General features: G+C 71.9%; 19 protein-coding genes. 9 read left to right on the top strand and 10 right to left on the bottom strand.

Features of this window, described 5'->3' with window-relative positions:
• Nucleotides 1–122: 122 nt before the first annotated feature.
• Nucleotides 123–770 carry a DUF3152 domain-containing protein gene (locus tag ACIO3R_RS17905; RefSeq protein ID WP_402106582.1) on the top strand — a complete coding sequence of 216 codons (648 nt, stop codon included), beginning with the start codon at nucleotides 123–125 and terminating at the stop codon, nucleotides 768–770.
• Between the two features lie 53 nt (nucleotides 771–823).
• Here ACIO3R_RS17905 and ACIO3R_RS17900 read toward each other — a convergent pair whose 3' ends face one another.
• From ACIO3R_RS17900 to ACIO3R_RS17885, 4 genes are all read right to left on the bottom strand, one after another.
• Nucleotides 824–1,477 carry an imidazolonepropionase-like domain-containing protein gene (locus ACIO3R_RS17900; protein ID WP_402106579.1) on the bottom strand — a complete coding sequence of 218 codons (654 nt, stop codon included), beginning with the start codon at nucleotides 1,475–1,477 and terminating at the stop codon, nucleotides 824–826.
• A gap of 7 nt (nucleotides 1,478–1,484) precedes the next feature.
• Nucleotides 1,485–2,684, bottom strand: coding sequence for a cyclic dehypoxanthinyl futalosine synthase (mqnC, locus tag ACIO3R_RS17895; protein ID WP_385041817.1), 1,200 nt, complete (start codon nucleotides 2,682–2,684; stop codon nucleotides 1,485–1,487).
• 72 nt (nucleotides 2,685–2,756) lie between these two features.
• A complete protein-coding gene (locus ACIO3R_RS17890) occupies nucleotides 2,757–4,469 on the bottom strand; it encodes a serine/threonine-protein kinase (RefSeq protein WP_402106577.1) in 1,713 nt (570 codons plus the stop codon).
• Nucleotides 4,470–4,820: 351 nt separating this feature from the next.
• Nucleotides 4,821–5,699 (bottom strand): menaquinone biosynthetic enzyme MqnA/MqnD family protein, encoded by an 879-nt coding sequence (locus ACIO3R_RS17885; protein WP_306088148.1) that lies wholly within the window; start codon nucleotides 5,697–5,699, stop codon nucleotides 4,821–4,823.
• A 353-nt stretch (nucleotides 5,700–6,052) separates the two neighbouring features.
• Between ACIO3R_RS17885 and ACIO3R_RS17880 the strand changes: the two genes are divergently transcribed.
• Complete coding sequence (locus tag ACIO3R_RS17880) at nucleotides 6,053–6,256, top strand: cold-shock protein (RefSeq protein ID WP_003967102.1); 204 nt, start codon at nucleotides 6,053–6,055, stop codon at nucleotides 6,254–6,256.
• A gap of 139 nt (nucleotides 6,257–6,395) precedes the next feature.
• On the opposite strand, the gene ACIO3R_RS17875 is transcribed toward ACIO3R_RS17880, so the two are convergent.
• The gene (locus ACIO3R_RS17875; RefSeq protein ID WP_385031033.1) at nucleotides 6,396–7,418 is read right to left on the bottom strand and encodes a CU044_5270 family protein; all 1,023 of its coding nucleotides are present in this window, start codon (nucleotides 7,416–7,418) and stop codon (nucleotides 6,396–6,398) included.
• Nucleotides 7,415–8,065, bottom strand: a complete 651-nt coding sequence (locus tag ACIO3R_RS17870) for an RNA polymerase sigma factor (protein ID WP_385031036.1) — start codon at nucleotides 8,063–8,065, stop codon at nucleotides 7,415–7,417. Before ACIO3R_RS17870 ends, ACIO3R_RS17875 begins: the two co-directional genes overlap by 4 nt.
• A gap of 113 nt (nucleotides 8,066–8,178) precedes the next feature.
• On the opposite strand from ACIO3R_RS17870, the gene ACIO3R_RS17865 reads away from it, so the two are divergent.
• Nucleotides 8,179–9,006: a MerR family transcriptional regulator gene (locus tag ACIO3R_RS17865; RefSeq protein WP_385031039.1), complete on the top strand. Its 828-nt coding sequence runs from the start codon at nucleotides 8,179–8,181 to the stop codon at nucleotides 9,004–9,006.
• 57 nt (nucleotides 9,007–9,063) lie between these two features.
• Here the strand turns inward: ACIO3R_RS17865 and ACIO3R_RS17860 are convergent, their stop codons facing one another.
• Nucleotides 9,064–10,296, bottom strand: a complete 1,233-nt coding sequence (locus ACIO3R_RS17860) for an amidohydrolase family protein (RefSeq protein ID WP_402106574.1) — start codon at nucleotides 10,294–10,296, stop codon at nucleotides 9,064–9,066.
• Nucleotides 10,297–10,533: 237 nt separating this feature from the next.
• Here ACIO3R_RS17860 and ACIO3R_RS17855 point away from each other — a divergent pair, with 237 nt between their 5' ends.
• Nucleotides 10,534–13,488 carry a BTAD domain-containing putative transcriptional regulator gene (locus tag ACIO3R_RS17855; protein ID WP_385031045.1) on the top strand — a complete coding sequence of 985 codons (2,955 nt, stop codon included), beginning with the start codon at nucleotides 10,534–10,536 and terminating at the stop codon, nucleotides 13,486–13,488.
• Between the two features lie 216 nt (nucleotides 13,489–13,704).
• Nucleotides 13,705–13,917, top strand: coding sequence for a hypothetical protein (locus ACIO3R_RS17850; protein ID WP_123524285.1), 213 nt, complete (start codon nucleotides 13,705–13,707; stop codon nucleotides 13,915–13,917).
• A 242-nt stretch (nucleotides 13,918–14,159) separates the two neighbouring features.
• Here ACIO3R_RS17850 and ACIO3R_RS17845 read toward each other — a convergent pair whose 3' ends face one another.
• Nucleotides 14,160–15,725 (bottom strand): FadD3 family acyl-CoA ligase, encoded by a 1,566-nt coding sequence (locus ACIO3R_RS17845; protein WP_402106572.1) that lies wholly within the window; start codon nucleotides 15,723–15,725, stop codon nucleotides 14,160–14,162.
• A gap of 115 nt (nucleotides 15,726–15,840) precedes the next feature.
• On the opposite strand from ACIO3R_RS17845, the gene ACIO3R_RS17840 reads away from it, so the two are divergent.
• From ACIO3R_RS17840 to ACIO3R_RS17830, 3 genes are read left to right on the top strand one after another with little or no spacing between them, the layout of a single operon-like run.
• The gene (locus ACIO3R_RS17840; protein ID WP_402106629.1) at nucleotides 15,841–16,989 is read left to right on the top strand and encodes a lipid-transfer protein; all 1,149 of its coding nucleotides are present in this window, start codon (nucleotides 15,841–15,843) and stop codon (nucleotides 16,987–16,989) included.
• 5 nt (nucleotides 16,990–16,994) lie between these two features.
• Nucleotides 16,995–17,435 carry a Zn-ribbon domain-containing OB-fold protein gene (locus ACIO3R_RS17835; protein WP_402106570.1) on the top strand — a complete coding sequence of 147 codons (441 nt, stop codon included), beginning with the start codon at nucleotides 16,995–16,997 and terminating at the stop codon, nucleotides 17,433–17,435.
• A 6-nt stretch (nucleotides 17,436–17,441) separates the two neighbouring features.
• A complete protein-coding gene (locus ACIO3R_RS17830; protein WP_402106568.1) occupies nucleotides 17,442–18,224 on the top strand; it encodes an enoyl-CoA hydratase/isomerase family protein in 783 nt (260 codons plus the stop codon).
• A 36-nt stretch (nucleotides 18,225–18,260) separates the two neighbouring features.
• Here the strand turns inward: ACIO3R_RS17830 and ACIO3R_RS17825 are convergent, their stop codons facing one another.
• Nucleotides 18,261–18,806 (bottom strand): hypothetical protein, encoded by a 546-nt coding sequence (locus ACIO3R_RS17825; RefSeq protein WP_402106565.1) that lies wholly within the window; start codon nucleotides 18,804–18,806, stop codon nucleotides 18,261–18,263.
• A 253-nt stretch (nucleotides 18,807–19,059) separates the two neighbouring features.
• On the opposite strand from ACIO3R_RS17825, the gene ACIO3R_RS17820 reads away from it, so the two are divergent.
• Nucleotides 19,060–19,668: a hypothetical protein gene (locus ACIO3R_RS17820; RefSeq protein WP_385031062.1), complete on the top strand. Its 609-nt coding sequence runs from the start codon at nucleotides 19,060–19,062 to the stop codon at nucleotides 19,666–19,668.
• Between the two features lie 43 nt (nucleotides 19,669–19,711).
• Here the strand turns inward: ACIO3R_RS17820 and ACIO3R_RS17815 are convergent, their stop codons facing one another.
• Nucleotides 19,712–22,135, bottom strand: coding sequence for a PQQ-binding-like beta-propeller repeat protein (locus ACIO3R_RS17815; protein WP_385346861.1), 2,424 nt, complete (start codon nucleotides 22,133–22,135; stop codon nucleotides 19,712–19,714).
• Nucleotides 22,136–22,186: the final 51 nt, after the last annotated feature.

Below are 22,186 nucleotides of genomic sequence, written 5' to 3'. Positions count from 1 at the left end.
CCGACAGCAGTCATTACTGAGGGGAGTACGGGACACCGGAGTACTGGGGAGGGGCGCGGATGTCGGGATCAGGCGTGCGTCGGCAGGGGCAGCGGGGACGGGGCCGGAACCGGCTGTTCGTGATGGCCGTCGTTCCGGTCGTACTGGTGGCGGGCGCCGTGGCGGGGCTCCGGTGGAAGAGCGAGAAGGCGGGCGGTCACCACGCCACCTCCTCGTTCGCCGTCGCCCGCGCGGCGGCATCGGACACCGGCGAGGACAAGGCCAGTGCCAACGCCAACGCCTACCGGGTCGAGGTGGAGGACGGCTCGGGCCTGGACCCGGACAAGGCAGCCGCCGAGGTCGCCCGCATCCTGGCCGCACCACGGGGCTGGTCGCACCACGGCGAGAACACCTTCCGCCAGGTCGCCGAGGGCCCCGCGGGACTGGTCATACGCATCGCGTCGCCCCGGACCACCGACAGGATCTGCGGGAAGAGCGGCCTCGACACCCACGGCGAGGTCAACTGCCGCGTCGGCGTCGACGTCATGGTCAACCTCAAACGCTGGCAGACCGGATCACCCGAATTCGACGGACCCCTCGCCGACTACCGCGCCCTCATCATCAACCACGAAGTCGGCCACTGGCTCGGCCACGGCCACGAGACCTGCCCCGGCAAAGGCCGCCCCGCCCCCGCCATGATGCAACAGATATACGGCCTCAAAGGATGCGTCGCCAACGCCTGGCCCTACGACACCAAGGGCCACTACCTGGGCGGACCATCGGTTCCGTAAGAGGGGTTGCGTGAGAGCGGGTGCGTGGGAACGGGTGCACGCCGCCCACGCGTTCAGCGGCGGCGGTACACCAGTCGTCCCGCCAGGACGGTGACCACGCAGGACGCCGCCCCCGCCGCGACGAGCGCGGCCTCGTCGGGCGCGTCGAAGACCGCGAAGTCGGCGCGGGCGCCGGTGACGAGCGGGGCACGCACGGAGCCCGGCAGACCGAGACCCTCCGCCAACGGGTCCAGGGCCGGTCCGCCCTCCGGAGCGACGGGGCTCTGCGCGCCCGGCACCTCCACCAGGCCCGAGCGGGACACCGCGGTGCGCACGGCCGGATCGCGGAACGGGCCGGTGAGGTGCGTCGTGCCGTACCGCAGCAGCAGCTGGAGACCCCGCCGTACGCTGCCGGCCCACCGGGTCGCGTCCAGCTCCCCCGCCAGCCGGGCGAACGCCTCGCCCGACAGCGGATCGGTCCCGAGTACGTCCGCCTCGCGCGGGTCGGGGTGGTAGCAGCGGGTGAGCAGCCACGCGGCGTGCCGCTGGTGCAGACCCGGGGCGATGACGCCCGGCCACTGCCGTACGCGCGCCGAGGGATGGGCGGCGACGACCTCGTCGTAGGGACCGAGGGCGGTGATCCGGTCGCCCTCCACGGCCACCGCAGCCCGCTCAACGGCAGCCGCGCCGACCGGAAGGACCAGCGGCGCGGCGTGAACGGTCAGCATGACGGCGTCAGTTGGCGCTCAGGAGCTTGAGCTCCGGGTGGGCCGTGCCGCCCTCGATGGCGGTGGACGAGATGTGCGAGACGACGCGCTCGTCGACCGGGTCGTTCGCCGGGTCGTCGTGGACGACGAGGTGCTCGTAGGTGGTGGCGCGCTGGGCGGGGACCCGGTCCGCCTTGCGGATCAGGTCGATGATCTCCAGGCGGTTGGAGCGGTGCTTGGCCCCGGCGGAGGAGACGACGTTCTCCTCCAGCATGATCGAGCCGAGGTCGTCCGCTCCGTAGTGCAGCGACAGCTGGCCGACCTCCTTGCCGGTGGTGAGCCAGGAGCCCTGGATGTGGGCGACGTTGTCCAGGAAGAGCCGGGCGATGGCGATGATCCGCAGGTACTCGAAGAGCGTGGCCTGCGTCTGGCCCTTCAGCTTGTTGTTCTCCGGCTGGTACGTGTACGGGATGAAGGCGCGGAAGCCGCCGGTGCGGTCCTGTACGTCGCGGATCATGCTCAGGTGCTCGATGCGCTCGGCGTTCGTCTCGCCGGTGCCCATCAGCATGGTGGAGGTGGACTCGACACCGAGGCGGTGGGCGATCTCCATGATCTCCAGCCAGCGCTCGCCGGACTCCTTGAGCGGGGCGATCGCGGTGCGCGGCCGGGCCGGCAGCAGCTCGGCGCCGGCGCCCGCGAAGGAGTCGAGGCCGGCGGCGTGGATACGGCTGATGGCCTCCTCGGCGGAGACCTTGGAGATACGGGCCATGTGCTCGATCTCGGAGGCGCCGAGCGAGTGGATGACCAGCTGCGGGTACGCCTTCTTGATCGCGGAGAAGTGCTCCTCGTAGTACTCCACGCCGTAGTCCGGGTGGTGCCCGCCCTGGAACATGATCTGGGTGCCGCCGAGCTCGACCGTCTCCGCGCAGCGGCGCAGGATGTCTTCGAGGTCGCGGGACCAGCCCTTGTCGGTGTCCTTGGGCGCGGCGTAGAAGGCGCAGAACTTGCACGCCGTGACGCACACGTTCGTGTAGTTGATGTTGCGCTCGATGATGTACGTCGCGATGTGCTCCGTACCTGCGTACCGGCGTCGGCGTGCGGCGTCGGCGGCCGCGCCCAGCGCGTGCAGGGGCGCGGAGCGGTAGAGGTCGAGCGCCTCCGCCGGACTGATCCGGCCGCCTTCGGCGGCTCGGTCGAGGATGGGCTGGAGGTCGGCCTTCTCGGTCACCGGGCTGTCACCTTTCGGCGGTTTTTCAACGGATCTACGGACCGGTTCAGCGTACGCCAGCCCCGCTCCGGGTCAGCCGCCGGACCGGTTGAGCGTGCCGTACGGGAGCCCGGCGCCCCGCTCGTCGGACCGGAAGAGCAGGGTGTCGCCGGCGGCGCGGGTGAGGTGGATGTCCGTGGTGGTGGTCGTGCACAGGCCCGCGGTGCCGGGGCGGTCCGGATCGGCGCGCTCCCGGAGCTTCAGTTCCTTGCCGGTGCCGGAGGTGAGGGACGCGATGCTGTGGCAGCTGACCTCGATGCCGAGGCTGGAGACCGTCGTGCTCGTACGGACCACGTCGTCGCCCTTCTTCCCCTTCCTGATCACCACGCTGAGCCTGCCGTGCGACTGGCCGGTCGTCTTCTCGGTGATCGGTCCCTCCCAGGTGCCGATGAAGCTCTTCGGCACCTCGGTGACCGGGCCGCCCGGGGTGGCGGCGTCCGCCGGTGCGGACGGTTCGGCCGAGGTGGTGGCGCCCGGGGTCCGGCCGGTGCCCCCGTGATCGGCGGTGTTGCCGCCGCCACCGCCCGGCATCAGGTCGAAGAGGTAGGCGCTGCCCACCGTCACCGCGGCGAGCGCACCGGCCACCGCGAGGGCGACGGTGCAGCTCAGCCTGCGCCCCCGGCTCCCGCCCGGTTCGCGGTCGGCGCTCACGCCGATCGCGAACCGGGGGTCGGGGGTGCGCTGCCCCGGCACTCCGTCCGTCCCCGTGCCGGGCGGGTACGGCGGCGGGGTCGGGCCCGTCATGCGGGCAGGTTCGACCGGCGGGCCGAACACCCCGGGCCCGGCGCCCCCGTTGAACCCGTACGAGGCGTTGGTGAACGGCACCGGCCCCGACTGCACCGGAGCCTCCTGCGGTTCCAGGTCCAGGAGCGCGACCGCCGACCGGCTGACCTCGCGGACCAGGGGGCCGGGCAGCCAGCCCGCCGCCACCCGGGCCGCCGCGCCGCCGGGCGCCAGTTGCCCCGCGAGCTCCGCCGGGGTGGGCCGGTGCGCCGGGTTCTTCGCCAGGCAGGAGGCGACGACCTCGCGCAGCGCACCTTCCAGATCCCCCAGTTCGGGTTCCTCGTGCACCACTTTGTAGAGCAGTACGGCGGACGAGTCGCCGAGGAAGGGGGCGGCGCCGGTGGCCGCGTACGCGAGGACCGCGCCCAGCGAGAAGACGTCGGCCGCGCCCGAGATCTCCTGGCCCCGGATCTGCTCCGGCGCCATGTAGCCGGGCGAGCCGACCGAGACCCCGGTGGAGGTGAGCGAGGCGGTGGCGTCGATCGCCCTGGCGATGCCGAAGTCGATCAGGCGGGGGCCGTCGAGGGCGAGCAGGACGTTGGAGGGCTTCACGTCCCGGTGGATCAGGCCCTGTTCGTGGACCGCGGTGAGCGCCTCCGCGAGACCGGCGCCCAGGGTGCGTACCGCTTGTTCGGGCAGCGGGCCGTGTTCGGTGATCGCGGCGGAGAGCGGGGGTCCGGCCACGTACCCGGTGGCCACCCACGGGACCGGGGCGTCCGGGTCGGCGTCCAGGACGGGCGCGGTCCACTGGGCGCCGATCCGCCGTGCCGCGTCCACCTCGCGCCTGAACCGGGCGCGGAACTGCTCGTCGAGCGCGAAGTGCGGGTGGACGACCTTGACCGCCACGGTGCGGCCGCCGGCGCTGCGTCCCAGATAGACGCGCCCCATGCCACCGGCACCGAGTCTGCCGAGCAGTCGGTAGGCACCGATGCTCAGCGGTTCGCCGGCTTCCAGCGGCTGCATATGCGGACTCCCCCTGTGGACCGGCCGGACCTCCGACCGCAGCCTAGAGGCGAAGGTCATCGGGTCACACGCAAACCATCCGCCGATTTCGTCTCCAAGGGAACGAACAACGCCATTCATCACCAGAAAAGGGCGTGAATGTGCCGTTCCAGGTGACAGAACGATTGACGGGAGACGCCGGGGACATACTTCCGACGCTTCCCGCCAATCGGCCATTCAACGCGTATTACCCGAATCGATATCTCACCGGGATCTCCCCGGGGAACGAAGGCCGGGGCGGCAGGACGGAAAGGGAGGCGGACGGAATGGTGCGCATTCCACCCGCCGGGCGCGCGGGTCCGGTGTGTGCGCTCAGCCGCCGAGCAGCTCCACGTTCACGTCCGCGGCGAAACCCGTCGTCGGCCCGGTCCGGCGCGCGAACTCCTGGACGCCCGCGAGCTGCGCGGGTCCGAAGCGGAAGTCGAGGGTCGTGAAGTAGCGCTCCAGGACCTCGGCGTCGAAGGCCTCCCAGCGTGCCGCCTGTTCCGCGACCTTGGTGACCTCCTCCAGGGAGACGTCCCGCGAGGCCAGGAACGCCTCGTGCACCTTCTTGACCGCGGTGGGCTCGGCCGCCAGGTAGTCCTTGCGGGCGGCCCAGACGGCGAAGACGAACGGCAGCCCCGTCCACTCCTTCCACATCGCGCCCAGGTCGTGGACCTGGAGCCCGAGCCTGGGTGCGTCGTGCAGATTGGCGCGGAGCGCGGCGTCACCGATGAGGACGGCGGCGTCCGCCTCCTGCATCATCACGCCGAGGTCGGGCGGGCAGGTGTAGTACTCGGGGGTGACCCCGTAGCGCTCGGCGAGCAGCAGCTGCGCCAGCCGTACGGAGGTGCGGGAGGTCGAACCGAGCGCCACCCGGGCCCGGTCGAGGTCCTCCAGGGGGCGCTGCGACACGATCACGCACGACATGACGGGCCCGTCGCAGCCGACCGCGATGTCGGGGAAGGCGACCAGGTCGTCGGCGTTGCGCAGGAACTCCACGAGGGTGACGGGGCCGATGTCCAGATCGCCCCTGATCAGCTGCTCGCTGAGCTTCTCCGGGGTGTCCTTCGAGAGCTCCAGGTCGAGCAGGGTCCCGGTCCGTGCCAGTCCCCAGTAGAGGGGGAGGCAGTTGAGGAACTGGATGTGGCCGACGCGCGGCCGGTTGCGACGGTCGTCGCCTGCGACGGTTGTGACGGTTGAATTGTCCACATCGCGAGGCTAGACCTGTCGCCCCCCGACGGCCCCACCGGGGGCGCGCGGCGCCGCACGATCCCCCTCACGGGGGTCTCCGGAATGCTGCCGGAGCCCCTCTCCGCAAGGGCTCCCCGAGCCGCCGGAAGGGCCTCTCGGACCGTGCGCGCACACGGCAATCAAACATTCGAGTGAAGTGATCTTTCCCTCTACCCTTCGGCACAGGCTGCGTGCTAGGCTCAACGCCAAGTTGCAGTTTGGTTTCCCTTGCAGTACAGAGCCTGCGGAGCATGTAACCCGCAGGCTTTTGTAGTTTTCAGACTTCTTTGCAGGTTCTGGAGCAGGGCAACCCTTTGGCCCAAGGAGGGCTTATGGCTACCGGAACCGTCAAGTGGTTCAACGCTGAAAAGGGCTTCGGCTTCATCGCCCAGGACGGCGGCGGCCCGGATGTCTTCGTCCATTACTCCGCGATCAACGCGTCCGGGTTCCGCTCCCTTGAGGAGAACCAGGTCGTGAACTTCGACGTCACTCAGGGACCCAAGGGTCCGCAGGCTGAGAACGTCACCCCGGCCTAGTTGCCCGGGTCGGCCGATCGCGGCCGGTAACGCAGTACCCAAGGAGCCCCGCTCCCCCGCCTCGGCGGAGGTGCGGGGCTCCTGCCTGTGCCCCGAGAAACCGAAAGCCCCAAGGGCCTGTGGCCCTTGGGGCTTTCGGCTACTTCTCGGGTGTCTCGTCGCGGCTGTCGACGACGCCGCGGTCGAGCACGGCCTGAAGCTCGGTGACGGTGCCCTTCCTGCCCAGCTCGGTGTCCTGGACGAGGTAGGAGCGCATGCCCAGGTAGTCGTAGCTGTTGGCGTCGAAGACCAGCTCCCTGCGCTCGTGGTTCTTCTCGTCCGTACGGGCCAGTGCCACACCGGGGCGGCCGTCGCCGTCCTGCGCCTTCTCCACCACGACGACGCCGGGGATCTTCGCCGCGGCGCGGTAGAGCGCCGCGCCCGTCTCGGGCGGCAGGATCGACTCGCGGATCAGGCCGCCCACGTACTCGAAGAGCCACTGGTCGGACGAGCCCGAGTACGCGGCGTCCTCACGGAGCTTCTTCAGCAGCGCGTCGGGGTCGGTGGGCAGCGCCCGGAGCGCGGCGTAGGTCTGGTTCCGCTGGTCCTTCAGGCGGTCGTCCTCACCGGCGCGCGGCGCCGACCAGATGAGGTCGTCGCCCGGCTGCTTGAGCCGGCTCTGCACCTTCGCGGGGTCCTGGGACGTCCACGACTCGCGGTAGTACGTCTTCAGCTTGAGGGGGTTGCCGACGTCGGCCTGCATGTTCGAGTAGTGCGAGCGCACGTAGACGAACTGGTTCTTGCCGACGCGGGTCGCGGGACCCTCGGAGGCGTGCCGGGCGACGTTCTCCATCAGTGCGCCGACGCCGTCCGCCGAGGCCACCTCGACCTTGACCACGGGGGCCGCGCTCAGGTGGAAACCCGTGTCGCCGCTCTGCCCGGGGCCCGCCAGGAAGGTAAAGGCGAGCGCACCGGCGGCGACCATGCCGACGGGCACCGCGTACCAGACGCGGTTGCGGCGCGGCCGTACCGCCTTCGGCGCCTTCTCGGCCCGGACCTGGTGGATCTCGTTCATCACATGCTCCCTGAGCAGCCGGTGACGGTCGTCCGGCAGGACCGGTCCGTGCGGCTCGGGCAGCTGCGCCCTGAGCTCCCCCGCGACCTTGTCGGTGTCGGCACTCATCGGTTTCCCTCCCTCTCGTTCGACCGGACCGCAGTGGCGCGGTCACTCCGGTACTGTCCGTCCGCTCCGGGTAGTTCCCTGTTTATTGCGGTTCCTGCGATTTTATTTATTTCGTCCTCGGTGAGCTGTCTCAGCCGCTTCCGGGCCCGGGAGAGCCTGGAGCGGACGGTGCCGACGGGGACCCCGAGCGCCCGTGCGGCGTCCCGGTACTCCAGGCCGTCCCAGACGCAGAGCAGGAACACCTCGCGCTCCTTGGGTCTGAGCCGTCGCAGCGCGGCCCGCGCGGCGTCGAGCTGTTCCGCGTCATGGATGCGGCCCACCAGCTCGTCGGCGAAGTCCGGCACGGCCGGTCTCACCGGTATCCGGGTCAGTGCCGCGTCATGTCTGCGGGCGGCGCGGCGGGTGTTGCGCAGGACGTTGGTCGCGATGCCGAGCAGCCAGGGCTTCAGCTCCTCGTCCGAGTCCCGCAGGGTCGCGCGCAGCCGCCACGCCTCCAGGAAGGTCAGCGACACGATGTCCTCCGCGCCGGCCCAGTCGCCGGTCGAGCGGACCGCGTACCGGAATACCGTCTGCGCGTAGTCGTCGAAGAGGTCACCGAACGCGTCCGGTTCACCCGCCCGTATCCGGGCTCTCAGGGAATGCTCCACGTCATGTCCTGTCCGCGACGGACAGCAGGTTCCAGTGGCCCGCGTCACACCCGGGCCGGGGCGCTGCGATCCTTGACCTTGACACCGTGTGAGGCCGTGCACTGGGAGACGTCATGTTCACCATCGGAGACTTCGCCCGGTACGGGCGGGTGTCGGCCCGGATGCTGCGTCACTACGACGCGATCGGGCTCCTGCACCCCGACAGTACCGACCCCGCCACCGGCTACCGCCACTACGGCGGCGGCCAGCTCGCCCGGCTCAACCGGATCATCGCCCTCAAGGATCTCGGCTTCACACTCCAGCAGGTGCGGGCCGTCCTGGACGAGGAGGTGGGTCCCGACGAGCTGCGCGGGATGCTCCGGCTGCGGCGGTCGGAGCTGGAGGCGGCGATGACCGCGGCGGCGGCACGGCTGGCCCAGGTCGAGGCGAGGCTCCGGTCGATCGAGAGCGAGGGACACATGTCCGCGGACGATGTGGTGGTCAGGCACGTGCCGGCGGTACGGGTCGCGGAGCTGACCGGGGTGGCCGGCGGCTACGGGCCGGGGGACATCACTCCGGTGATCCGCCCGCTGTACGAGCAGTTGTTCCCGCTGCTGGGGCGGGCCGGGGTCGCCCCGACGGGCCCCGGGATCGCGCGTTACGAGGACGCGCCCGAGGGGGGCGGTGCGGTCGTCGTCCATGCCGGGGTGACGGTCTCCGCGCCGGTGGGGCCGCTGGGCGACACCGGGGTCACGGTGGTCGAGCTGCCCCCGTTCGAGGCGGCGACCGTCATCCACCGGGGCCCGATGGACGGCGTCCTGCCGACGGCCCAGGCCCTGGCCCGCTGGATCGAGGCCTCCGGATACCGGTCGGCGGGGTACGCCCGCGAGGTCAGTCTCGAGTGCCCCGAGGACGAGGCGAAGTGGGTGACGGAGCTCCAGGAGCCGGTCGTCGGGGACTGACGCGGGAGGGGTGGGTGCCGGGGCCGTCCGGGCGGACGGCCCCGGCACCCGCCCGTTTCACGCCCCGGTGCCGGGGCCCGCCCACAGTCCGTCCGGGGTCAGCCCGAGGAGCTCGATCGCGTTGCGGCGCACGATGCGGTCCACCACGTCCGCGTCCAGGTGCCCCATCTGTTCCTCGCCGACCTCGCGGGACTTGGGCCAGGTCGAGTCGGAGTGCGGGTAGTCCGTCTCGTACAGCACGTTGCCGACGCCGATCGCGTCCAGGTTCTTCAGCCCGAAGGCGTCGTCGAAGAAGCAGCCGTAGACGTGCTCGGTGAACAGCTCCGACGGCGGCCGGTGGACCTTGTCCGCGACCCCGCCCCAGCCGCGGTTCTCCTCCCAGACCACGTCGGCGCGTTCCAGGATGTACGGAATCCAGCCGATCTGCCCCTCCGCGTACATGATCCGCAGGTTCGGGAAGCGCTCGAACTTGCCGCTCATCAGCCAGTCGACCATCGAGAAGCAGCAGTTGGCGAAGGTGATGGTGGAGCCGACGGCGGGCGGGGCGTCGGCCGAGGTGGACGGCATCTTCGAGGACGAGCCGATGTGCATGGCGATCACCGTCCCCGTCTCGTCGCAGGCCCGGAGGAACGGATCCCACTCGTCCGTATGAATGGACGGCAGCCCGAGATGTGGAGGTATTTCGGAGAACGCCACGGCACGCACTCCGCGCGCCGCGTTGCGCCTGACCTCGTCGGCGGCCAGCTGTGCGTCCCAGAGCGGGACCAGGGTGAGCGGTATGAGCCGGCCGTGCGCCGCCGGGCCGCACCACTCGTCGACCATCCAGTCGTTGTACGCCCGGACCCCGAGCAGGCCGAGTTCGCGGTCCTTCGCTTCGGTGAAGGTCTGGCCGCAGAAGCGGGGGAAGGTCGGGAAGCAGAGGGCGGACTGCACGTGGTTGATGTCCATGTCGGCGAGCCGCTCGGGCACCGAGAACGAACCGGGGCGCATCTGCTCGTAAGTGATGACTTCGAGCTTGATCTCGTCCCTGTCGTAGCCGACGGAGGTGTCGAGGCGGGTGAGCGGCCGGTGCAGGTCCTCGTACACCCACCAGTCGCCGATCGGGCCGTCGTCCCCCTTGGCTCCCATCACGGGCGCGAACTTCCCGCCCATGAACGTCATTTCCTTGAGCGGCGCCCGGACGATGCGCGGGCCGGAGTCCGCGTACTTGGACGGGAGCCGGTCCCGCCAGACATGAGGGGGCTCCACCGTGTGGTCGTCCACCGAGATGATCTTCGGGAAGGTCTCCATGCGTACAACGGTAGCGCTGATCTGACGAACCGTCAGCAATCTGTGCGAGGCTCCGTTCCACAATCGTTGTCGAGGGCTCGTGCAGACAGTCACCCACTGCTGACGTGTCCGCCCCTCACAAGGCAGACTGTTGACGGCGATACGAACGGTATGGAGCAATCCGGATCTCCTCGGCGGTGTCCCGACATGTTCGGTGCGGCACCGGGCAGTGCGCAGAGAGCAGGACAGGAGGCGGCAATGGGCCGTGACGACGGGTCACGGGTGCGTGTTCCGGAACAACGAGCTCCGGAGCGGCAGCCGACGGACGGCACAGAGCTGCGCTTCTCCGTGCTCGGACCGGTACGGGCCCGGCGGGGCGACGAGACGCTGCCGTCCGGTTCGCCGCAGCAGCGCGCCCTGCTCTCCGCCCTGCTGCTGCGGGGCGGTCACACCGCGACGGCCGGTGAACTCATCGACGCCATCTGGGGCGACGAGCCGCCCTCACAGGCGCTGGCCGCCGTACGCACGTACGCCTCCCGGCTCCGCAAGATCCTGGGTCCGCAGACCCTGGCGAGCGATTCCGGCGGGTACGCGATGCGCACCGGGCCCGACGCGCTCGATGTGACCGTGGCCGAGGAACTGGCCGCCGACGCGGACAAGGCCCGCGCGGCGGGCGACCGCTCCCGGGCCAGGGTGCTGCTGAACAAGGCGCTCGCCCTGTGGGACGGCGAGGCGCTGGCCTCGGTGCCCGGACCGTACGCGGAGAACCAGCGCACCCGGCTGGAGGAGTGGCGCCTCCAGCTGACCGAGACCCGGCTCGACCTGGACCTGGAGGTGGGCTGCCACGCAGAGGCGGTCTCCGAACTGACCGCGCTCACCGCCGCGCACCCGCTGCGTGAACGGCTGCGCGAGCTGCTGATGGTGGCCCTCTACCGCAGCGGCCGCCAGGCCGAGGCCCTCGCGGTGTACGCCGACACCCGCCGGCTGCTCGCCGAGGAACTGGGCGTCGACCCGCGCCCCGAGCTGGCCCAGCTCCAGCAGCGCATCCTCCAGGCCGACGAGGAGCTGGCCCGCCCGGCCGACGAGCCCGTGCAGGCCGCCGCCCCGGTCCGCCCGGCCCAGCTCCCGGCCACCGTGCCGGACTTCACCGGCCGCGCCTCCTTCGTCCGCGAGCTGGGCGACCGGCTCGCCATCGCGGAGGGCTCCGTGATGGCCGTCTCCGCCCTCGCGGGCATCGGCGGCGTCGGCAAGACGACCCTGGCCGTGCACGTCGCCCACCAGGCCCGCCCGCACTTCCCGGACGGACAGCTGTACGTCGACCTCCAGGGCGCGGGCTCCCGCACCGCGGAACCGGAGACGGTGCTCGGCTCGTTCCTGCGCGCCCTGGGCACGGCGGACTCCGCGATCCCCGACTCCCTCGACGAACGCGCCGCGCTCTACCGCTCCACGCTCGACGGCCGCCGCATCCTGATCCTCCTGGACAACGCCCACGACGCGGCCCAGATCCGCCCCCTGCTCCCGGGCACGGCGGGCTGCGCGGCGCTGGTCACCAGCCGGGTCCGGATGGTCGACCTGGCCGGCGCGCACCTGGTCGACCTGGACGTGATGTCGCCCGAGGAGGCGCTCCAGCTCTTCACCCGCATCGTGGGCGAGGAGCGCATCAACTCCGAGCGCAAGGCCGCCCTCGACGTGGTCGCCGCCTGCGGATTCCTCCCCCTCGCCATCCGCATCGCCGCCTCCCGGCTGGCCGCCCGCCGCACCTGGACGGTCTCGGTCCTGGCCGCGAAGCTCGCGGACGAGCGCCGCCGGCTGGACGAGCTCCAGGCGGGCGACCTCGCGGTGAAGGCCACCTTCGAACTCGGCTACGGCCAGCTGGAGCCCGCCCAGGCCCGCGCCTTCCGCCTCCTGGGCCTGGCGGACGGCCCCGACATCTCCCTCGCCGCCGCGGCCGCCCTGCTGAACCTGGAGGTGCACGCGGCGGAGGACCTCCTGGAGGCCCTGGTCGACACGTCCCTCCTGGAATCGGCGGCCCCGGGCCGTTACCGCTACCACGACCTGGTGCGCCTCTACGCGCGTTCGTGCGCGGAGCGGGACGAGAAGTCGCCGCAGGAGCGGGAGTCGGCCCTGTCGCGGCTGCTGGACTTCTACCTGGCGACGGCGGCGGGGGTGTACGCGCTGGAGCGGCCGGGGGACCGGGCGGTGGATCACCTGGTGGCGCCGGACAACCCCGGTCTCCGGTTCAGCGACGGCCACACCGCTGTGGACTGGCTCTACAGCGAGGCCAGTGCGCTGCTCGCCTGCGCTCACCAGAGCGCCGGCAGCGGGATGCTCCGGCGCGCCGTCGACCTGCTGTGCGCCTCGAAGGACCTGGCCGAGTCGGGTGCGAACTCCCGCCAGTACGAGACGACCGGAACAGCTCTGCGCAACGCGGCGCAGGCGGAGAACGACTCCCGCGCGGAGGCGCGCGCCCGCGCCTCGTTGTCCACGGTCTACCTCGTGTCCGGCCGGTTCGCGCTGGCCGACGAGGAGGCGATGCACGCGATGGAGCTCGCCAGGGACTCCGGTGACCCGATCCCCGCCTGCTGGGCCCCGAACGACCGGGGGATCATCGCCTTCTACCAGGGGCGCCACTCGGACGGCGAGAGGTTCCTGCAGGAGGCGATCGACAACTACCGCGCGGACAGGAACCTCGTGGGCGAGGCATCGGCGTTGTGCAACCTCTCGCGGATCCACGTGGACATGGGTCGCACGACAAGCGCGGTCGAACTCGCTCAGCAGGGCACGGCCATCTTCGACGGCATGGGGCTCAGCCTGCGTACCGCCAACGGCCGTTTCGCCCTGGGTATCGCGCTCACCCGGGCGGGGCGCACCACTGAGGCACTGAAGCAACTGGCCAAGGCGATGAGCCTGTTCCAGAGCACGCGCCAGCGCCTGTGGGAGGGGTCGACCCACTTCCGTATCGCCGAGGCCTACTTGGCGTCACAGCAGACGGCGCTCGCCGCCCAGCACGCGGAGCAGGCCCTTGCGCTGCGCGTCATCGGGGGCGAGTGGATGCGTGGCAACGTCCTGACGACGCTGGGCCGCGCCCTCCTGGACCTGGGGCAGATCGACCGGGCGCGGGCGTGCTGGCAGGAGGCGTTGTCCATCTACGAGCAAACCGGTGCCGCGGAAGCGGCCGCGGTCCGCGCGCTCCTCGCCCCGGCCGCCGCCTGAGGGAGCATTGTCGACGATTGCCGTCGGCGTTCATCGATTGTTTATCGCCGCTCGGCAGTCTGTTGCACATCGATCCGTCGCGTCGGGGGGCAGGCGGATCGCACGGGGGACCACACCGCTAGGGTGAACGGTCCTTGTACGCCCGTCCGGCAGCCCACGGGGGAGCAGCCGGACGGGCATCGCCGACCGCGCACGTAACACCTCTGGGAGACAGGCATGAGCGACGCAATCAAGCCCAAGGCCGGCAACGCCACCACGCAGGAGAACCACGCGGGCAGCCCGGCCGCCGACGGCGGCACGGTCACTCCGCTGGAGAACCACGCGGGCAGCGTCACCGAGGGTGTCGCCACCCTGGAGAACCACGCGGGCGGCACGCCGAAGGACCTTCTCAAGCCGCAGGAGAACCACGCGGGCTCCGAGAAGGCCTGAAGACCAGAGTGACGGGGTGGGGGAACGGCCGCGGCGGCGCGGAGGGGGAGCCGTCGCGGCCGCCGCACGTCCGGGCCCGCCCGCGCGGGGCCCTGCACCCCCCGCACCAGCGCTCCCGCGCCGCGCAGTTTCCCAGGGCGTCCTCGTCCGAGGTGAAGACCACCGCCCGGCCGGGCTGCCGGCCCGCGATCACCGCTTTCGGCCGAACAGCCCGATTCGCCGCATAGGGTGATCGGCTCACCTCAGGAGGGGCCGCCCTCCCCCCGCAGCTCCCCCTTCAGCACCTTGCCGCTCGCGTTGCGCGGGAGGTCGCTGACGAACTCCACCGCCCTCGGCACCTTGTAGTTCGCCATCTCGCGCCGCGACCAGGCGATGAGGTCGTCGGCCGTGACCGTCGCACCCGGGCGGCGCACCGCGTACGCCTTGCCGACCTCGCCGAGGCGGGGGTCGGGGATGCCGATGACCGCGACGTCCGCCACGTCCGGGTGCAGGCCCAGGAGCTGTTCGATCTCCGCCGGGTAGGCGTTGAAGCCGCCGACGATGAACATGTCCTTGATCCGGTCCGTGATCCGCAGGCTGCCGTCCTCGTCGAGGACGCCCACGTCGCCGGTGTGCAGCCAGCCGTCCGAGGTGATCGTGGCGGCCGTGGTCTCCGGGTCCTCGAAGTAGCCCCGCATCACGTTGAAGCCGCGGACCAGGACCTCGCCCGGGGTGCCGGGGGCCGCCAGGACGCGGATCTCCGTGCCGGGGATCGCCCGGCCGGAGGTGGAGGCGATGACGTCCGCCGGGTCGCCGCGGCGGCACATCGAGACGATGCCGCTCGCCTCGGAGAGGCCGTAGGCGGTCAGGACCGTGGCGATGCCGAGTTCGGTGCGCAGGCGCTCCACCAGCTGGAGCGGGACCACCGCCGCGCCCGTCACGACCAGGCGGAGTGCCGAGAGGTCGTGGCTGGAGCGGGCCGGGTGGTCCAGGAGCGACTGGTGGAGGGTGGGTGGGCCGGGGAGGACCGAGATGCGCTCCGCGGCGATGTTGGCGAGGACCGTGTCCACGTTGAAGACCGGCTGCGGGATCATCGTCGCGCCCCGCATCAGGCACGCGATGACGCCCGCCTTGTAGCCGAAGGTGTGGAAGAACGGGTTCACGATGAGGTAGCGGTCGCCCTCGCGCAGACCGGCCAGCTCGCTCCAGATCTCGTAGCAGCGCAGGGTCTGGGCGTGGCTGATGACCGCGCCCTTGGGGCGTCCCGTGGTGCCCGAGGTGTAGATGATGTCGGAGGGGGCGGACGCGGGGACCGCGTCCGCCCGTTCCCGTACCCGCTCGGGAGAGATCCGCTCCCCCGCGGCCAGGAAGTCCTTCCAGGTGACGTAGTCGGCGGGGGCGGTGTCCGCGAGGACCACCACCGTTTCCAGGTGCGGGAGTTCGACGTCGGCGCGGCGCAGGGACGCCACGTACGACGTACCGAGGAAGGTGCCCGTGACGAAGAGCAGCTTCGCCCGGCTCCGCTCCAGTACGTACGCCGCCTCCGTGCCCTTGAAGCGGGTGTTGAGCGGGACCAGGACCGCGCCCGCCGTCACCGCGCCCAGCGCGGAGACGATCCAGTCCAGGGTGTTGGGCGCCCAGACCGCCACCCGGTCCCCCGGCTCCACCCCGGACGCCATGCACGCGGCGGCGGCCCGCTCCACGCGTTCGCCGAGTTCCGTGTACGTGATCCTGGTGCGGCCCTCGACCACCGCCTCGCGGTCGCCGTACCGCAGCGCCGCCTCCCGTACCAGGTTCGGGACGGTGGACCATTCCTCGTCGCCGCGCATCTCGTGCCCTCCCGTCTCAGTCCGGACAGCCCTGCTTACCGCAGTAGCTGACTATCCGTCAGATTAGCTGTAGCCTCCTCCGCTGTCAGCAGTCATGACGGCTTCGGAGGTGGCGGTGACGACGCTCAAGGACAAGGCAGCGATAGCCGGCATAGGGCAGACCCGGTTCGCGAAACATCTGCCCGAGTCGGAGAAGACCCTGGCCTGCCGGGCCATCGTCGCGGCACTCGACGACGCGGGCATCGCCGCGTCTGAGGTGGACGCGTTCGCCTCGTACACGATGGAGGAGACCGACGAGGTCGAGGTCGCCAAGGCCATCGGGGCCGGCGATGTCACCTTCTTCAGCAAGGTGGGCTTCGGGGGCGGCGGCTCCTGCGCGACGCTCGCGCACCTGGCCGCCGCCGTGGCGACCGGGCAGGCGAGCGTGGGGGTCGCCTGGCGCTCGCGGAAGCGGGGTTCGGGGCCCCGGCCGTGGAAGAACACCGCGGTGCAACTGCCCACCCCCGCCCAGTGGACCCGGCCCTACGGCCTGCTGCGGCCCGCCGACGAGATCGGGATGCTGGCCCGGCGGTACATGCACGAGTACGGGGCGACCCGCGACCACCTCTTCAACGTGGCGCTGGCCTGCCGCAACCGGGCCAACCAGAACCCCGCCGCCGTGATGTACGAACGGCCGCTGACCCGCGACATGTATATGACCTCGCGCTGGATCAGCGAGCCGCTCTGCCTCTTCGACAACTGCCTGGAGACGGACGGGGCGCTGGCCTGTGTCGTCGTCTCCGCCGAACGGGCCCGCGACTGCCGGCAGAAGCCCGTCTACCTGCACTCCGTCGCCCAGGGCCTGCCCGCCCAGCACCACGGGATGGTCAACTACTGGAACGACGACCCGCTCACCGGTCCGGCCTGGGCCGCCGGCCGACAGCTCTGGAAGCAGGCCGACTTCGGGCCGGACGACGTCGATGTCGCCCAGATCTACGACGCGTTCACCCCGCTCATCCCGCTCTCCCTGGAGGGGTACGGGTTCTGCGGGCGCGGCGAGGGCGCCGCGTTCACCGAGGGCGGCGCCCTGGAGAGCGGAGGCCGGCTGCCGATCAACACGGGCGGCGGCGGGCTCAGCGAGGGGTACGTGCACGGCTTCAACCTGATCAACGAGGGCGTGAAGCAGTTGCGCGGCATCTCCACCGCCCAGGTCCCCGACGCCTCGACCTGCCTGGTCACCGCCGGGGAGGGCGTGCCCACATCCGCCGTACTGCTGAGGAGCTGACCGAGATGGATGCCATGCTGCTGCCCGCCGTGGACGAGGACGGCGCGCCCTTCTGGGAGTACGCGGCCCGCGGTGAACTGCGCGTCCAGGCGTGCGCCGCCCCGGACTGCGGCCGGCTCCGCTTCCCGCCCCGGCCGTGCTGCCCGCACTGCCAGTCGTTCGACAGCGAGTGGCGGGCGATGAGCGGGCGCGGCCGCGTCTGGTCGTACGTGCTGCCGCATCCGCCGCTGCTGCCCGCCTACGCGGCCCAGGCCCCGTACAACGCGGTGGTGGTCGAACTGGCCGACGCACCGGAGATCCGGCTGGTCGGCAACGTGGTGACCGGGCCGGACGCGCCGCTGAACTCGGTCGATCCGTCGCGGCTGCGGATCGGGGCGGCGGTGAGGGCGGTCTTCTGCCCCGTCTCCCCCGGGGTGACCCTGGTCCGCTGGCTGCTGGAGCGGTGACCGGCGATGGCGCTGCGCACGGAGACGGACAAGGAGACCGGGGTCGCGCTGCTCACCCTGGACCGGCCGGAGAGACACAACGCGATCGATCTCGCGACGGCCGCAGAGCTGAAGGCAGCCTGGCGGGCGTTGCGGTACGACGACGAGGTGCGGGTCGTCGTCGTGACGGGCGCGGGCGGCCGGGCGTTCTGTACCGGGATCGACCGGGGCGTGGACGTCCCGCAGCCCTCGTCCCCGTACACGATCGACGATCCGCTGATCGCGATCGGGCCGAAGGCGAACGACCTGTGGAAGCCGGTGATCGCGGCCGTGGAGGGGATGGCCTGCGGTGGGGCGTTCTACCTGCTGGGCGAGTCGGAGTTCGTCATCGCGTCCGAGGACGCGACGTTCTTCGACCCGCACACCACGTACGGCATGGTCAGCGCCTACGAGGCGATCTCGATGGCGCAGCGGATGCCGTTCGGCGAGGTGGCCCGGATGTCCCTGATGGGGACGGCCGAACGGGTCACGGCCCGGCGCGCGTACGAGACGGGGCTGGTCAGCGAGGTCACCGAGACCGGTGGCGCGGTGCTGGCGGCGCTGCGGGCGGCGGCGGTCATCGCCTCGTACCCGACCGGGGCGGTGCAGGGAACGGTGCGGGCCGTCTGGTCCGCGAAGGAGGCGGCGAGGACGCAGGCGCTGGCCCATGCCCCGCACCTGATCGCGCTCGGCAACCTGACGCCGGAACGGCAGGCGGAGCTGTTCGAGGGGCGGGGCAGGGGGGCCGGCGGCGGGTACCGGCTGCGGTGAGTACGGAGCCGCTGCCGGTACCGGCTTCGCCGCCGGTCAGTAGGTGAGCTCGGCGGTGACCGAGCACTTCCTCACCCGGGAGACCTTGCTCGGGCTGTCCATCCGGACGGAGAGGGTCTTCGTCTCGCCGCCGTCCGCGGCCACGCTCGCCTCGCCCGTGTCGACGGTGTTGCCGCGCGAGTCGAGGAACGTCACGTCGACCTCGTAGGTGTGGCTGCCGGGCGCGCTCGCGCTGAGCCGCACGGTGGAGGAGGTGACGGCCTTGCGCTTGCCCTTGCGGGGCGTCGCGCAGCGGAAGACGTACACCCGGGGCGCGTCCGTCGCGGTGGCGCTGGGGGTGGCGGTGTCGTAGGCGGAGCCGCTGGACGAGCTGCCCGACGAGCCGTAGTCGTCGTCGTTGTAGTCGGTGTCGTGGTAGGTGCCGTTGCTCTTCTTGGAGTTGGAGCACCCGCCGCCGCTACTGCTGCTGCTGGACTTCCTGCTCTTGCCGCTCTTGCTGCCGTGGCCGGAGCTGGAGAAGCCGGTGAGCGCGAGCACCACCGCGACCAGGACCACTGTCAGTTTCATGTGCTGCCGCATCATCGATGCCGCCCCCCTTGTGTTGGCTCAACTGTGCGGTGTTCGGCACTGCTGCCGGACAGCCGCGCGACACCGTAGCGCACAGCATGGCCGGTTTCGTTCGGCCTCCCGGTCATGACCCTGTCACGGTCTCGTCATCGTCCGCGCGCCGCCGTCTGGTGGCGAGGGACATGCGCCCGGCGTAGCGTCGAGGCGAGAGCGGTGCTGATCCGCGTCACCGGCCGGTGGCGCCTCGCACACCCGCTGGAGGCCGGAGATGGTCCGTAACGTCCTCGGCTCGATCGCCGCTCTCGCAGGAGCGGCGGCCGCCGTGCTGAGCCCCTTCCGTGACTGGTACGACGGCCGCCTCGGGCGGCATTACCGGATCGGTGACCTCTTCACCGGGGTGACCGGGGCGCACCCCGGCGTGTTCGGTTCGATCCTGCTGCCCTTTCTCTTCGCCGCGGTCGTGACGGTCGTCGGCGTGGTGCTGCGGTCCCGGCTGCTGGTCGCCCTCGCGGGCGTGGTGGTCCTCGGGTTCACGGTGCTGTGGATGGTCCGTCAGGGCCAGGCGGCCGGAGAGCTGACGGTCTCCGGCGACGGTTCCGGGCTCCAGTCGGGGGTGGCGTGCGCGGCGGGCGGCGGGGTGCTGCTCCTGCTGGGCGCGGCACTGATGTCGGGGCGCGGTCGTACGCGGCTCGGGACGCGGGCGGACCGGAGCCGGCCGTACGACGCGCCGGGGTCAGAGGACCCCGACACCTGGCCGCCCACCCGGGAGCCCGGCCCGTCGATGCAGACGAGCCCCTGGCCGGAGCCGGAGGCCGATCCGTACGTGGGTCCACCGGACGACGGCCGTCCGCCGGGCGACCGTCCCCCACGGCCCTGACCCCCACCCGAGCCCGGACCGGCCCTCTCCGGCCCGCGTCCGGCTACGTGCGGGGCCTGTTGCCCGTGCCGGTGCCCTTCACCGCGTCCAGCGCGTACACGCAGCGGTCCTTGCTGCACGCGTACACCACCCCGCCCTGCGCCACCGGCGAGCCCGTGATCTCGCCGCCCGTGGCGAGCTTCCAGCGGAGCTGGCCGCCCGCCGCGTCCAGGGTGTACAGGACGTGGTCGGCCGAGCCGAAGTGGACCCGCCCGTCGGCGACGACCGGTGCGCCGACCACCTCGCCGCCTGCGGCGAACCGCCACTTCGGGGTGCCGGTGACCGCGTCCAGCGTGTACAGCGCGCTGCCGCTGCCGACATGGACGTTCCCCGTCGTCACCAGCACCGGTTCGGTCGACTGGCGGGACTCCGTGGCGATGCGCCAGCGGTCCTTGCCGGTCGAGGCGTCCAGCGCGTACACGGTGCCGAGGTAGTCCGCGAGGTACACCCCGCCGCCGGTGACCGCCGGGCCGGGCGCGAACGCGGGCGGCGAGAGGAAGACCGCCGGTGACTCGAAGTGCCAGCGCACCCGGCCGGAGGCGATGTCCAGCGCGAGGACCCGGGTGCCCGCGCAGACGTACGCGCAGCCGTCCGGCGCCGGGGTCACCCGGATCGGCACCCCGCCGCAGGAGGCCGCGTCGCCGACCGGGTAGGACCAGCGCTCGACGCCCGTCCGGGCGTCGACGGCCCGCAGCCGGGCGTCCTGCCAGAGGTAGACCGTGCCGTCGTGCACGGCCGGTCCGGCCTCCGCCGTCTCGAAGTCCGTCTGCGCGCCGGTGGTCTCCCAGAGCTTCTCCCCGGTGGACGCCTCCCACGCCTGGACGCCGCCGCCCCGGGTGCCGGTGACGACCGTGCCGCGGTCGGCCTTGAGCGAGTACACCCACGCGTCGGTCTGGAGCCGCCACCGCTCGGCGCCGGTGACCGCGTCCAGGGCGTAGAGCGACGGGCCGTCGGAGGCGTGGATGCGGCCGCCGTTCACGGCCATCGCCCAGGCCACGTCACGGGTCTTGAACTGGCGCCGCCCGTTGCCGGTGTCCAGCGCGTGGACCTCGAAGGAGGTGACGTACAGCAGGCCGCCGACGACGACCGGCGTGCCCCACACGTCGTTCGACATCCGGAACCGCCAGGGCCGCCAGCGTTCCGGACCGGAGGGGCCGCTGTCCGGCGCGTGCGCCGGAGCGGGCACGGGGACAGGGACGGGCGGCGCCGGGGGCGCGCCGTTCACTCCGGCGGGCGGGCGCACCCAGCCGGTCGCCGGAGCCGCGTCGGCGGCGGCCGCGGAGGCGTGGACGTCCTGGGCGCGCGGACCGGGGCCGATCGGTGCCCGCGCACCGGACAGCCGCACGGGGCCGCCGTCGGGGGCCTCCAGCGGCGAGGTGGCCGGGGTGGGCGAGGAGTGCGGGGGACGCAGGTCGGCGCCGCTGCGCCAGGCGGTGTCCCAGTCGGCGCCCGGCGGCCTGGCGGGCGGCGGCGGCACGGGTGCCGGGGCGGGAACCGGGGCAGGGGCCGGGGCGGGTGCGGCGGCGACCACGCGTCCGCCGCCGCGGCGCAGCTCGATCATCTCGGTGGCGGAGGCCGGCAGCCAGGCCGACGCCGTACCGCTGTCGTCGCCGCCGGAGGCGAAGAGGTGCGGGGCGAGCTGCGACTGGAGCTCGGCCGGGGTGGGCCGGCGCGAGGCGTCCATCTGCATGCAGGACTCGATCAGCGGCCGCAGGTCGTCGGGCAGACCGGTGACGTCGGGGCCCTCGCGCAACAGCATGAACACCGTCTCGACGGGGTTGGCCCCGTGGAACGGCGCATGGCCCGTCGCGGCGAAGACGAGCGTCGAGCCGAGCGAGAAGATGTCGCTGGCGCCCGTGACGCTGCGCGAGTCCCGCGCCTGCTCGGGCGACATGTACGCGGGCGTGCCCACGGCGACGTTCGTCATGGTCAGCCGGGTGTTGGAGACGCCGGACGCGATCCCGAAGTCGATGACCCGGGGGCCGTCCTCCACGACGAGCACGTTCGACGGCTTCATGTCGCGGTGGACGAGCTTCGCACCGTGGATCGACTGGAGGGCCTCCGCGATGCCCGCGGCCAGCCAGCGCACCGCCTGGGTCGGCATCGGCCCGCACTCATTCACTATTTCCTCGAGCGAGGGCGCGGGCACGTAGGCGGTGGCGAGCCAGGGCACGGCGGCGCGCGGGTCGGCGTCCACCACGGCGGCCGTGTAGAAGCCGCTGACCGCGCGGGCGGCCTCCACCTCACGCGTGAAGCGGACCCGGAACAGCTGGTCCTCGGCCAGTTCCGTGCGTACCGTCTTGATCGCCACCCGCCGGCCCGACGCCGAGCGGGCGAGATAGACCAGCCCCATGCCGCCGGCCCCGAGCCGTCCCAGCACCTCGAACGGGCCGATCCGCCTCGGGTCGTGCTGCGTCAGCTGCTCCATCACTTGCCTGCCACCCTCCCCGTACGGTCCTCAGTCGACAGAGGCCCGCGA

Source organism: Streptomyces sp. NPDC087428 (genome assembly GCF_044744085.1).
Taxonomy (GTDB): domain Bacteria; phylum Actinomycetota; class Actinomycetes; order Streptomycetales; family Streptomycetaceae; genus Streptomyces.
The sequence above is the reverse complement of the archived record's forward strand: the minus strand, read 5'-3'. Positions and strand labels throughout refer to the sequence as shown.